Here is a 12,274-nt window from a genome sequence, read left to right as displayed (position 1 = left end):
CGGATTGTCGGTTCGTAACGTCGCGGCCGCACCAACCTCCATTGCGAAGGCCGCCCGGGCCCGGACGCCGCGACCTGCCCGTACCCGGGGTCCGAAACACGCCCGGGCCCGGGGTACGGGGCGCGACAGCCGCGCCACCTCAGGGCAGCAGGGCCTCCAACCGCCGGTTCACCGCCGCGAGGGTCGCGCGTACGACCGCGTGGCGCTGGTCGCCGTCGACCACCGCGGCACCGGACAACTGCTCCGCCCAGCCGTTGTGCGCCAGGAGCAGCACGACCACGGCGACCTCACAGCCGCCCATGGGCACGACCGTGGCGTTCTCGATGAGACAGCGCGCGGCCGGGACGCCGTCCGAACCGGTCAGCAGGTCGTCGATCGCGTTGGCCGCGGCGACCGCGGCCACCCGCAGCACGTACCCGTCGAACGCCGGCCCCTGGGCCACCCCGACGGCCGCCGCGGCGGCGGCGGACAGCCGCACCTCGACGACGGCGTCGGTGCCCTGCGTGCTGACCTCGACCCGGTCGAGGATGACGCGGGCGACGCCGGAAGCGCCGCGCAGGGGACGGTGCGCCGGCGCCGCGACCTCTCTGCCCGGCTCAGCCCTGCCAGGCTCAGCCCTGCCCGGGTCGGTGCGGCCCACGTCGGTACCCGGCTGGTAGGCCGCGCCGCTCACCGACTCGGCCACCCGGCTGCGGGTACCCCGACTTCCGAGCGCCCGGTACTCGGTGACCCCGCGCTCGATCCCCTGGGTCTCGGCCAGCCGGGCCCGGCGGCGGCCGGCGGCCGGCTCGTCCACCTGGAGGGAGTCCGTTGCCGACGCGCTGTCAGTGCTCAGGGGGTCCACCTTCGATCGGTCCTCGTCGGTCATCGACGGTTCGCCGGGGCGCCGCTCGTCCGCTCCGTCATGCCTGCCGGCATCGTCCGAACGCGTCGACGGTCGACCCGGCCGATCGAGGAGGTCGTCGTCCTCGACGGCGCGCCGGCGGCCGGGGACCGTCGGCGCGGACGCCAGGTCGGAGTACGCGGACAGCGGGTCGGAGTACGCGGACGTCGGGTCGGAGGGCGCGGACAGCGGGTCGGAGTACGCGGGCACCGGGGCCTCGAGCCCGTCGTTGGGCTCGGCCGCGAGCCCCATGCGCTCGTTGAGCAGCCGGGTGACCGCGCGGCTGACCTCGCCGGGATCGGCGTCGTCGGCCAGTTCCAGCCGGAGCGTCTGCGCCCCGCTCGCATTGGTGCGCACATGGGCGTCGCGCACCCCGGGCACGATCCGCACCGCCGCCAGCACCGCGGGGATGTCGAAGCCGTCAGGCTGGGCAACCTGCCCGTCGTCGTCCTCGTCCCGCAGGTAGCTCGCGATGCGCGCCAGTTCGGGCGCGGCGGCCGGGAGGCCTCCCTCCGGCTCGATGCCCGGCGCACCGGATACGCCGGGCACGTCCGGCGCGGCCGGCACGCGCTGGGGCAACAGCGCCCGGTGCGGTGCCGCCTCGGCCGTGCGCTCGGTCCAGCCGGGCGTGTCGCCCGCGCGTGAAGGTTCCGACCAGCGCGGCTCCGACCAGTGCGGCTCCGGCCACGGCGAGTCCGTCGCGCGCCACGGCGGGTCCAGCCGCGCGCTCTGCTCACCGGCCGCAGCCGGCTCGGCGGCTGATCCGTACCCGCCGCCGGGCTCCCGGTAGGCGGACACCTCCTCGTACTCGGTGGGCGGCGCGACCCGGGCGGTCGGGATCCGCTCGTACCCGGGGGGTAGCGAAGCCGGGGCCCACGGTGACCGCTGCGCCGGCCGCTCGCCGTAGTGCCGGCCGGACGCGGCCGTCCCTCGCCACTCCCGCTGGTCGGCTGGCCGATCGGAGGGTTCCCCACCGGACGGTTCGAAAGTGTTCCCGCCGGACGGTTCATAGGTGTTCCCGCCGGACGGTTCGTAATGACGGCCGGCGTCGGCCCGGGCCGCGTCCGGCACCGGTCCGCCGCCGACAGGATCGGCCGTCGGGTCGGGTTCGGACGGAACCGGGAGGGCGGCCGGCAGCGGCGGCGCGGCAGGCTCCGGCAGCGGCGGCGCGGCAGGCTCCGGCAGCGGCGACTGGAACAGTACGGACTCCGATCGGCCGGGGCCGTCCCCGAGTGGACCATCCACGGTGGTCCGACCGGACGGTGACGGCGGCGTCATCGGCTGCGGCGACGGGTCCGCCGGCGGCGTCGGTGACGCCGATTGCAGCGGTGACGCGGATTGCAGCGGTGACGCCGACTGCGGACCCGGCAGCGTCGGCGGCGCGGACACCGAGCGCACCGGTCGGGCCGGTTCCGACGGAGTGACCGGTCGTGCCGGTTCGAGCGGGCTGAACGGCGACGCTCCCGACGCCGGGCCGGCCGTGGGACCGGCCGGTTGCCGGCCGGCGACGGGTGTCTGGCCGGTCGGTCCGTCCATCATGGTGTCGCCCGCCGGTCGCTCCGTGGGAGCGGCGTACGACGGCACGTCCCCGTACGACGGCGCTTCGGCGCGCGAGCCCGTCTCGGCGCGGGTCGGCGCATCGGCAAGCGGCGGGACGAGCGACAACGGCGGTCGCGCAGCGGGACCGGGCCGGCCGGGTGGCACGGTCACCGGTGCCGTGGAACCGGCCGCCAGCGGCTCCGACGCCGAGCCGACCGGCGCGCGTGGCGGGATCTCGGGTCCGGACTCGGCCGGCGACCGATGAGGGGCGCGATAACCGGCGGTGGCGTCCCCGTAGCGGGGGCCGTCGACCCACCCGCCGGGCTCGGAACCGGCAAACGGCCGTACCGGCTGGCCCGGTCGCCCGTCCGGGTCGGCGCCGTTGAGGCCTCTGCCCATGGACGGCACGGGGTCCCCGTACGACCCTTGCCGGTCGGTCCGGGCCCGAACCGAGGTATCGTCTCCCCGCACACGTGCGGTGCCGACGGGCGGCCAGCCCGTGCCCGAGCCATACTGACGCCATCCGGGAAGGGCCTCCCCGGAGGAGCCGTTGGCCGGCCAGGGTGTGCTGTCGCGCGTCGGCGTACTGTCGTGCGGGCCGTCGCGTTCGGCCGCACCGTTCGTCGCAGCGGTAGCATCCGCGCCTGGTTGTCCCGTTTCGTCCACCGTGCGCTCCTCCGTCGCCTGACGTGAGGCTACCGTGAACGGATAAGGGCGGTAAGTTGCATCCGGCGGCGTGATTGGAGAGGGTTGAAGATGACCTCGGCGACGGGCGGTGTGCAGGCAACCGGACGACCGGTGCGACTACCGCGTTCCGCACGACGCAAGCAGCTTCTCGCCGCCGCGCAGCAGGTGTTCGTCGCGCAGGGCTACCACGCCGCGGCGATGGACGACATCGCCGAGCGCGCCGGCGTTTCCAAGCCGGTTCTCTACCAACACTTCCCCGGCAAGCTGGAGCTCTACCTCGCGCTGCTCGACACCCACTGCGACGCGCTCGTCGAGCGCGTGCGCCAGGCCATGGAGGCCACGGCCGACAACCGGGAGCGGGTGAACGGGGCGACGCAGGCGTACTTCGACTTCGTCGACCACGAGAGCGAGGCGTTCCGGCTCGTGTTCGAGTCGGACCTGCGCAACGATCCCGCCGTCCGGGAGCGGGTCGAACGGCTCGAGCAGAGCTGCATCGCCGCGATCACCGACACGATCATGTCCGACACCGGTGTGAGCCGGGCCCGGGCCGAGCTGCTGGCGGCGGGCCTGGTGGGTGCGGCGGAGACCGCTGCCCGGTTCTGGTTGGCAGGTGGGCGGCAGGTGCGAAAGGCTGAAGCAGTGGAACTAGTCGCCACGCTGGGGTGGCGCGGGATCGCGAGCTTCCCGCTTCACGGCGAGCAGTCCTGACCGCGTTACCCTTCGGAGGCGGCGAACGGGCCGCCTGATCAAGGAGGAAGACGTGGAGGTCAAGATCGGCGTACAGTTCGCGCCGCGCGAGCTCGCACTCGAGAGCGCCCAGTCGCCGGCTGAGGTCGAGCGGACGGTGGCCGAGGCCCTCTCCGGCCGAGACGGTGTTCTCACGCTCTTCGACGAAAAGGGTCGCCGGGTCATCGTGCCGATCGACAAGCTGGCGTACGTCGAGATCGCGGAATCGTCCCCGCGCCCGGTCGGATTCACCGCGAGCTGAGCGCGGCGGCGCCGCGCCCCGGGTACGCCCGGGCCGTGATCCTGGGCGCTCAGGCCGGCGCTTGAGCGCCCAGGATCACGGGCGGATCAGGTCAAGGTACGGCGACGGGTCAGTTGTTGAGGCCCACGGCCGCCATCCGAGCGGTGTGGGCACTGGTCAGCTTTCTGAACAGCGCCTGCACGTCCGACAGGTCCCCGCCGCCGGCGGCGATGAGGCCGGCGAGCGCCGTCCGCTCCGCGGCCACCCGCTGGGCCTGGGAGAGAGCCTCACCCACGAGCCGGCGCGCCCACATGGAAAGCCGGTTGGCGACCTTCGGATCGGCGGCGATCGCCGCCCGCAGCTCCTCGGCCGCGAAGTCGGCGTGCCGCGAGTCGTGGAGCACGTCGAGAACGAGGTCCCGGTCCTTCGGTTCGAGGTAGGCCGCGATCTCGCGGTAGAAGTCGTCCGCGACGCCGTCGCCCACGTACGCCTTGGCCAGCGCCTCGAGCCAGTCCTTCGGCTCGGTCTGCTGGTGGTAGTCGCCGAGCGCCGCCACGTACGGGCGCATGGCGTCCTCGACCTCGACGCCGAGCTCACCCAGCCGGGTGGCGAGCCGGCAGTAGTTGTCGATCTCCCGAGCGGCCATCTCGCTCAGCAGCGCTCGTCGGCCCAGATCAGGAGCGAGTCGCGCATCGGCCGCCATCTGGTCGAACGCGACCAGTTCGGCATATGCCAACAGGCCCAACAGGTCGGCGACGGGCGGTAGCGGCGCGGAATACTCAGACACGACGGAAGGTTACTCCTTATACCGACCGCAATAGGTGCCGATCAGTAAGTAGTTGCGGTGGCTGTTAGATCAAGCGTCTCGGAGCCGGTGGCCCTTGACGCGAGGTCGAAAGCGGCACAACTTAGCAGGCCAAAGCTAGTGATAACATTGTTCTCACTTCCGCCGACGCCTGCTGCGTCCGGCGAGCGCGCGGCCAGCGATTTCCTTCGCTCCTGTTCTATTCGCCCGTGGCGCGCCATACATCCGAGCGCACCCGTCAAGTCGGGGCGCTCCCGCGAGAGAGACACCCCAAAAACTTGATGAACAACGAGGAAGCGAAAGCGGCCCAAGAAACGGCCGCAGCCGAACTCACCACGACCGAATCGACCGGGGCCGAAGTCGAGTCCGAACCCACCGACAGCGCCCCGGTCCGTCCCGACAGCCCCACCTTCGCCGACCTGGGCGTCCACCCGGAGATCGTGGCCGCCCTGGCGGCCGCCGGCATCACCCACGCGTTCAAGATCCAGGAGCACGCGCTCCCCATCGCCCTGCGCGGCGCCGACGTGATCGGCCAGGCGCCGACCGGCACCGGCAAGACGCTGGGCTTCGGCCTGCCGCTGCTGCAGCGGGCCCTGTCCCCCAGCGAGGGCGCCGACGGCCTTCCGCAGGCGCTCGTCGTCGTACCCACTCGTGAGCTGGGCATCCAGGTCGCCCGCGACCTCGAAATCGCCGGCCGTACCCTCGGCCTGCGCGTCCTCGCCGTCTACGGCGGCGTGGCGTACGAGCCGCAGACCGAGGCGCTCAAGCGTGGCGTGGAGGTCGTCGTCGGCACCCCCGGCCGCCTGCTCGACCTCGCGAAGAGCAAGCAGCTACGGCTGGACCGGGTGCGCGGGCTCGTCCTCGACGAGGCCGACCGCATGCTCGACCTGGGCTTCCTCGACGACGTCGAGAAGATCCTCGCGATGCTGCCCGACGACCGGCAGACGATGCTGTTCTCCGCGACGATGCCCGACCCGATCGTGGCGCTGGCCCGGCGGTTCATGCGCCAGCCGGTGACCATCCACGCCAACCACGACGACCGGACCGGCCCGTCTCCGCTGACCCGGCAGGTCGTCTACCGCGCCCACCCGCTGAACAAGGTCGAGGTGGTGGCCCGGATCCTGCAGGCCGAGAGCCGCGGCCTCTCGATGATCTTCACGCGTACCAAGCGCGCCGCCGACAAGGTGGCCGAGGAGCTGGACTTCCGTGGCTTCGCGGTCGCGGCCGTCCACGGTGACCTGGGCCAGGGCGCGCGGGAGCGGGCGCTCCGGGCGTTCCGCGCCGGCAAGATCGATGTACTGGTCGCCACCGATGTCGCAGCCCGCGGGCTGGACGTCTCCGGCGTCACGCACGTCATCAACTACGACTGCCCCGAGGACGCGGACACCTACACCCACCGGATCGGCCGCACGGGCCGTGCCGGCCACACCGGCGTCGCGGTGACCTTCGTGGACTGGGAGGACATGCCGCGCTGGCGACTGATCGACAAGTCGCTCGGCCTGGACCTGCCGGAGCCGCCCGAGACGTACCACACCTCGGCGCACCTCTTCACTGACCTCGATATCTCCCCAGAGGTCACCGGCACGCTGCCGACCGCCAACCGCACGCGCGCCGGCCTGTCGGCCGAGCAGTTGGAGGACGTCGAGGGCAAGCCGAGCCGCCGCCGGAACCGCCGGGGTGGATCCGGCGCGGCCAGCAGGCCAGTGTCGGCGGGTGACGAGGGCGAGAGCGGTTCGGCCGCCTCGCGCCGGCGCCGACGCCGCCGACGCACCGAAGCGGACACCGCTACGGCCGAGGTGGCCACCGTGGAGGCCGCGCCGTCGGCGAGCGAGGGCGAGGGACCTCGGCGTCCGCGCCGGCGCCGCCGTCGCGGCGGTGGCTTGGGCGCTGCGGGAGCGGCGTCCGCCGACAGCGAGTGACCTGAATCGAATGAACGGGGCGGCCCAGGTGGCCGCCCCGTTCGTCGTTTGCGGACAGTGCCCGGAACCGTTGCCGCCAGGACCGCGTCCAACGGCGATGATGACGAGAAAGACCTGGTCAGGAGCGTACTGCTGGGTTGTGGTGGCGGCGCTGCTCGGGCTCGCCGGCTGCACCGGCTCGCCCGGCACCGGCACCCTGACGGGGCGCTTCGCCGCGAGCGGAGGCCCGCTGGGCCTTGCCGGTACCGCTGGCCCGCGGCCGCTTCACGGTTCCGTGACGGTCGAAGGACCGGGCGGCCGCCACGTCGTCGCTACCGGCTCCGACGGCAGCTACCGGCTCACCCTGCCGCCCGGGACGTACTCCGTGACCGCGGAAGTTCCCGGCGGCACGGGCCCCTGCCAGGCCGACCGACCAGTCACCGTCACGTCGGGCCGCACGAGCCGGGCCGACGTCGTCTGCCACGTCAGGTGACGGGCACCGGCCCCAACAGCCGGGCCAGGGCGGGCGTGATGCCCCACTGCGCGACCAGTTCGTCGTACTCGGCCCGCAACTGCGGGGTGACGGGGGCGCCGGTACGCCGGGCCCGCAGCAGCAGGTTGCGTGGCGTGTGTACCGATCCCACGAACTCCACGACCTCGACGCGGTACCCGTGCAGCCTAAGCAGCGACGCGCGTACCGCGTCGGTGAGCACGTCGGCGAAGCGCTCCCGCAGGATCCCGTGGCGGGTCAGCGGCTGGTACGGCTCGGGCGCGGAGCCGCCCCGCAGCTGGGCGGCGATGTCGTGGTGGCAGCACGGCGCGGCGAGCACCCAGGGCGCGCCCCAGCCGACGGCGCGGGCCAGCGCCTCGTCGGTCGCGGTGTCGCAGGCGTGCAGCGCGAGCACCACGTCGGCGCCGTCGACGTCGGCCTCGAGGATGGTCCCCGCCACGAACTCCACGCGGTCCGACCAGCCGAGCCGTTCGGCCAGCTCGGCGTTGCGTGCCCGCTGGTCGGGCCGGACGTCCACGCCCGTCAGCCGTACGTCGATGCCCTGCGACGACAGGTAGCGGTACGCGGCGAAGGTGAGGTAGGCGTTGCCGCAGCCGAGGTCGACCACGCGCAGCGGCTGCGGCAGCTCGTCATGGGCGAGCGTCGCGGCGAGGGCCCGCAGGAACGCGTCGACCTGCCGGCGTTTGGCGGCGCTGCCGCCGATCACCTCGAACAGCGGGTCACCGGGATCGATCAGGTGGGCGGCGGCCCGGTCGTGCGCGGGCGCGGCGCCGGCGGCGGGCCGCGCCGTCGACGGGCCGGCGACCGGAGCGGCGCGGTGCACCTGCGCGTCCCCGCGTTTGGTGACACGTAGCTGGAGCACGCGCTCGGTGCTCTCGACGTACCAGTTGCCGAACGGCTCGGCCAGCAGCGCATCGACCGCCTCGTCGGCCGAACGCCCCCACGGCACGTTACGGGTGTACGGGCGGCTGCCGTCGTCGGTGACCACCTGGAGCTGGTGGCCGGCCTTCACCGAGACCGGGCGCAGCTCGGCGCGCTGCCAGCGTGGCTGGGTGCCGCGCCGCCGGCCGGCGGCTACGGCGCGGACGAGGTGGTCCGGATCGAGCAGAAGGCTGCGTATCTCGGTCAGGGCGGCATCGAGGGCTTCCGGCACCCCTTCAGCCTGCCATTTCGGCAACGGCGCCAGCCGAGCGGCCAACCCCGGCGGGCACCGCGCGGTCGCGCCCGATTTATACGTACAGTGGCTTTTGTTACTTTTGCTCGTTGTAAGGGTGTGGGCACTCATCGCACCCGGGGCGCCGCCGTACGCGCTGCCGCAGCCTTCGCGGCCGTAGCCACGCTGCTCACGGTCCCCGGCCCGGTCCGGGCGTACGCCGACCCGACCCCCGCCGAGCTGGACGCGCAGGTCGCGACGGCCTGGGACGAGCTGGAGAGCGTCGTCGAGCACTACGACACCACCCGGGAGAACCTGGCCGCCACCCGCGCCCGGGTGGCCGCGACCGACGCCCAGCTCGCACCGCTCAACCAGCAGATCGACGACCTGCAGCGCAAGGTCGGCACGATCGCGGCCGGGATCTACAAGAGCAGCGGCGAAGGCCCGGCCACCGCGCTGCTCAGCGGGGAGTCAGCGGGCTCGCTGCTGAATCAGCTCGCCCTGCTCGATCACGTCGCGCGCGACCAGGACCAGGCCATCCAGGCCCTGCGCGTCGTCACCGACCGGTACGAGACCCAGCGGCGGGCCCTGAAGAACCTGGAGCGGCAACAGTCCACCCAGGACCGCGAACTGACCGTGACGAAGGCGGTCATCGAAAGCAACCTCGCCGAACTGCAGGCCCTGCGCACCAAGGTGTACGCGGCCCGCGCCAGCCGCAGCGGTCTGCGCGACCCGTACGTGCCGGTCTTCCCCAACGACGCCGGCGGCACCGCCCTGCGCTACGCGTACCAGCAACTCGGCAAGTGGTACGAGTGGGCCGCGGCCGGCCCGAACACCTTCGACTGCTCGGGACTGGTGCTCGCCGCCTTTCGGCAGGCCGGCCGGACGCTGCCCCACAGCGCGGCGCTGCAGTGGAAGCAGGTCCGGCACATCACGCGCGACGACCTCCGCCCCGGCGATCTGGTGTTCTACTACAGCGACATCCACCACGTCGCGATGTACGCCGGCGACGGGCGGATCATCGAGGCGCCCCAGACCGGCCAGCAGATCTCGATCCATCAGATGGACCACGCGCCGATCGTCGGGTACGGGCGGGTGGTCTGACGACCTCACACCCGGACGGTCAGCCGGCGAGCCCCAGCGCGAACGGGAGCACGGCCGGCGCCCCGGCGCGCCGCAGCAGCCGCGCGACCAGCGCCATCGTCCACCCGGTGTCGATCAGATCGTCGACCAGCAGCACCGGGCCGTCGAGGCGGGCCACCTGGGCGGCCAGCTCGTCGGAGAGGCGGAAGGCGTCGTGCAGGAGGCGTACCCGCTGGGCGCTGTTGCCCGGCGCTCCGGTGGCGTACGGGTCCCCCGCCCACGACACCCCGCCGAGCAGCGGGAGCCGGCCGGTCGCGGCGATCCGGGCGCCCAGATCCTGGACGAGCTGCGGACGGCGCCGGGACGCGATGGTCACGACCCCGGCGGGGCGGGCCGGCCACGGGTCCTCCCCGCGGGCCCAGTCGGCCAGCGCCCGCACCACCCCCGCGTAGACGTCGTCGGGCACCGCCGAATCCGGGGCGCCGTCGGCCAGTAGCCGACGCAGCCGATCACCCCAGCCCAGGTCGGACAGGCGCGCCAGCGCGCGGCCCGGCCCGGCCTGCTCGTCGGCCGGGATGCGCCCGGACAGCGCAACGCCGACGGCCGGCAGCCCGGTCGGCCACAGCTGCCGGGGCGCCACCGTGACACCGACCCTGCCAAGATGCGCCTGCGCGGCGGCCAGCGCCTCGGACGACACGGCGGTCGGGTACCACGGGCCGGCGCAGTTGTCGCAGCGGCCGCAGGGCGAGGCTTCGGGATCGTCGAGACACCGGCGCAGGTACTCCATCCGGCAGGCGCCGGTCGTCGCGTACTCCCGCATGGCGGCCTGCTCTTCGAGGCGCGCGGCGGCGACCCGCTCGTAGCGGGCGGTGTCGTGTCGCCACGGCGCCCCGGTGGCGACCCAGCCGCCGCGCACCCGGCGCACCGCCCCGTCGACGTCGAGCACCTTGAGCATCAGCTCCAGCCGGTTGCGCCGCAGGTCGACCCGGGCCTCCAGCGCCTGGGTCGACAGTGGGCGATCGACCTCGGCGAGCGCGTCGAGCGTGGCACGCACCTGGTCCTCGGGTGGGAACCCGAGCGCGGCGAAGTACCGCCAGATGGCTTCGTCTTCACGGCCGGGCAGCAGCAGCACGTCGGCACTGCGGACGGCGCGGCCGGCCCGGCCCACCTGCTGGTAGTAGGCGATCGGCGACGAGGGCGCGCCGAGGTGCACCACGAACCCGAGATCGGGCTTGTCGAAACCCATACCGAGCGCGGACGTGGCGACGAGCGCCTTGATCCGGTTATCGAGCAGGTCGGCCTCGGCGGCCCGCCGGTCGGCGTCCTCGGCCTGCCCGGTGTAGGACGCGACCGGGTAGCCGCGCGCCCGCAGGAACGCGGTGGTCTCCTGCGCCGCGGCGACGGTGAGCGTGTACACGATGCCGGACCCGGGCAGCTCGGCCAGGTGCTCGGCCAGCCAGGCCAGCCGGTGGGCGGCGTCCGGAAGGCCGAGCACGCCCAGCCGGAGCGACTCGCGGTCGAGCGTGCCACGCAGGACCAGGGCGTCGCCCAGCTGCTCGGCGACGTCCGTGGTGACGCGGGCGTTGGCGGTGGCCGTCGTGGCGAGCACCGGCGTACCGGGAGCGAGCTCGTCCAGGAGCGTCCGCAGCCGCCGGTAGTCGGGGCGGAAGTCGTGGCCCCAGTCGGAGACGCAGTGCGCCTCGTCGACGACGAGCAGACCGGTCGTGCCGGCGAGCTTGGGCAGCACGCCGTCGCGGAAATCGGGGTTGTTGAGCCGCTCGGGGCTGATCAGCAGCACGTCCACCTCACCGGCGTGCACCTCGGCGGTGATCTGATCCCACTCCTCGAGGTTGGCCGAGTTGATGGTGCGGGCCGCGATCCCCGCCCGGGCGGCCGCGTCGACCTGGTTTCGCATCAGCGCCAGCAGCGGCGAGACGATGACGGTCGGCCCCGCACCGGCCCGGCGCAGGAGCGCCGTCGCCACGAAGTAGACCGCTGACTTCCCCCACCCGGTGCGCTGCACGCACAGGACCCGGCGCCGGTCGATCACCAGCGCCTCGATCGCGCGCCACTGATCGGGTCGCAGCGTCGCCCGCGGCCCGGCCAGCGCCCGCAGCACCTCCTCCGCCCGCGCTCTGGTCGCCTCCCGCTCGTCCACCCAGCCTTTCTACCAGCAGCCGGTGACAATCCGGCGCGGCGATCAGCCCCGCCGGTACCGCGGCCAGCGGCCGCCCCGCTCGGCGCGGCGCGCCAACTGCTGCAGGCGGCGGGCGATCACGCGGTCGACCTGCAGCGCTATCCACAGGCAGAGCGCGGCCAGCGGCAACTCCCCGACCAGCGCCGTCACGATCGCGACCATCAGTTCCCGCCCGGGCGGCGAGGTGAGCACGTCGAACCACGCATCGATCACCAGCGCGGTCGCGGTGGCGGTAGCCGTCATCGCCGTGTGCCGCTGACCGCGGTAGGCCAGAACCGAGGTGAGGAGGAGAAGAAGGACCAGACCGATGTCGAACCCGACCCACGCGATGCGGTAGTGACGTGTGCGGATCACATGGGGAAGGGTCGCGGCGAGATAGATCGTCCAGGGCACGGTCGCCACGGCCAGGCAGGCGAACAGCGGAGCTATCCAGCGCGGTACGGGACGGATCCGGGGCAGGACGGGCGGTTCCCGCTCGAGGCCACCCTCGGCCCGCTCCCACGCATTCGTTTCCACCACTTTCGTATTTCCATCACGCGCGCGCCGTGAAC

At 73.4% G+C, this 12,274-nt stretch carries 11 protein-coding genes; 6 read left to right on the top strand and 5 right to left on the bottom strand.

Annotated elements, in window-relative coordinates; all coding sequences use genetic code 11:
• Positions 1-139: 139 nt before the first annotated feature.
• A complete protein-coding gene (locus tag HC031_RS10180; RefSeq protein WP_167924982.1) occupies positions 140-2,128 on the bottom strand; it encodes a hypothetical protein in 1,989 nt (662 codons plus the stop codon).
• Position 2,129: 1 nt separating this feature from the next.
• On the opposite strand from HC031_RS10180, the gene HC031_RS10175 reads away from it, so the two are divergent.
• The 3 genes from HC031_RS10175 to HC031_RS10165 all read left to right on the top strand — a co-directional run bounded on the left by HC031_RS10175 (position 2,130) and on the right by HC031_RS10165 (position 4,097).
• Positions 2,130-2,687 (top strand): hypothetical protein, encoded by a 558-nt coding sequence (locus tag HC031_RS10175; protein ID WP_167924981.1) that lies wholly within the window; start codon positions 2,130-2,132, stop codon positions 2,685-2,687.
• Between the two features lie 491 nt (positions 2,688-3,178).
• Positions 3,179-3,817 carry a TetR/AcrR family transcriptional regulator gene (locus HC031_RS10170; protein ID WP_167924980.1) on the top strand — a complete coding sequence of 213 codons (639 nt, stop codon included), beginning with the start codon at positions 3,179-3,181 and terminating at the stop codon, positions 3,815-3,817.
• A 52-nt stretch (positions 3,818-3,869) separates the two neighbouring features.
• Positions 3,870-4,097 (top strand): DUF3107 family protein, encoded by a 228-nt coding sequence (locus tag HC031_RS10165; RefSeq protein WP_167924979.1) that lies wholly within the window; start codon positions 3,870-3,872, stop codon positions 4,095-4,097.
• A gap of 109 nt (positions 4,098-4,206) precedes the next feature.
• Here the strand turns inward: HC031_RS10165 and HC031_RS10160 are convergent, their stop codons facing one another.
• Complete coding sequence (locus tag HC031_RS10160; protein WP_167924978.1) at positions 4,207-4,863, bottom strand: ferritin-like fold-containing protein; 657 nt, start codon at positions 4,861-4,863, stop codon at positions 4,207-4,209.
• Positions 4,864-5,162: 299 nt separating this feature from the next.
• On the opposite strand from HC031_RS10160, the gene HC031_RS10155 reads away from it, so the two are divergent.
• Entirely contained in the window at positions 5,163-6,800 is a 1,638-nt protein-coding gene (locus HC031_RS10155) for a DEAD/DEAH box helicase (RefSeq protein WP_167924977.1), read from the top strand.
• A 100-nt stretch (positions 6,801-6,900) separates the two neighbouring features.
• Positions 6,901-7,272, top strand: a complete 372-nt coding sequence (locus HC031_RS10150; protein ID WP_167924976.1) for a carboxypeptidase-like regulatory domain-containing protein — start codon at positions 6,901-6,903, stop codon at positions 7,270-7,272.
• Here the strand turns inward: HC031_RS10150 and HC031_RS10145 are convergent.
• Entirely contained in the window at positions 7,265-8,443 is a 1,179-nt protein-coding gene (locus HC031_RS10145; RefSeq protein WP_167924975.1) for a methyltransferase, read from the bottom strand. The two genes, HC031_RS10150 and HC031_RS10145, sit on opposite strands and share 8 nt — an antisense overlap.
• Positions 8,444-8,563: 120 nt before the next feature.
• On the opposite strand from HC031_RS10145, the gene HC031_RS34335 reads away from it, so the two are divergent.
• A complete protein-coding gene (locus HC031_RS34335) occupies positions 8,564-9,547 on the top strand; it encodes an NlpC/P60 family protein (protein ID WP_167924974.1) in 984 nt (327 codons plus the stop codon).
• Between the two features lie 19 nt (positions 9,548-9,566).
• Here the strand turns inward: HC031_RS34335 and HC031_RS10135 are convergent, their stop codons facing one another.
• Both HC031_RS10135 and HC031_RS10130 read right to left on the bottom strand, forming a co-directional pair.
• Entirely contained in the window at positions 9,567-11,684 is a 2,118-nt protein-coding gene (locus HC031_RS10135; RefSeq protein WP_338090576.1) for a RecQ family ATP-dependent DNA helicase, read from the bottom strand.
• A 42-nt stretch (positions 11,685-11,726) separates the two neighbouring features.
• Positions 11,727-12,242, bottom strand: a complete 516-nt coding sequence (locus tag HC031_RS10130) for a hypothetical protein (RefSeq protein WP_167924973.1) — start codon at positions 12,240-12,242, stop codon at positions 11,727-11,729.
• Positions 12,243-12,274 lie beyond the last annotated feature (32 nt).

The organism is Planosporangium thailandense, assembly GCF_011947195.1.
Lineage (GTDB): Bacteria > Actinomycetota > Actinomycetes > Mycobacteriales > Micromonosporaceae > Planosporangium > Planosporangium thailandense.
This window is presented reverse-complemented; position numbering and strand designations above follow the sequence as displayed.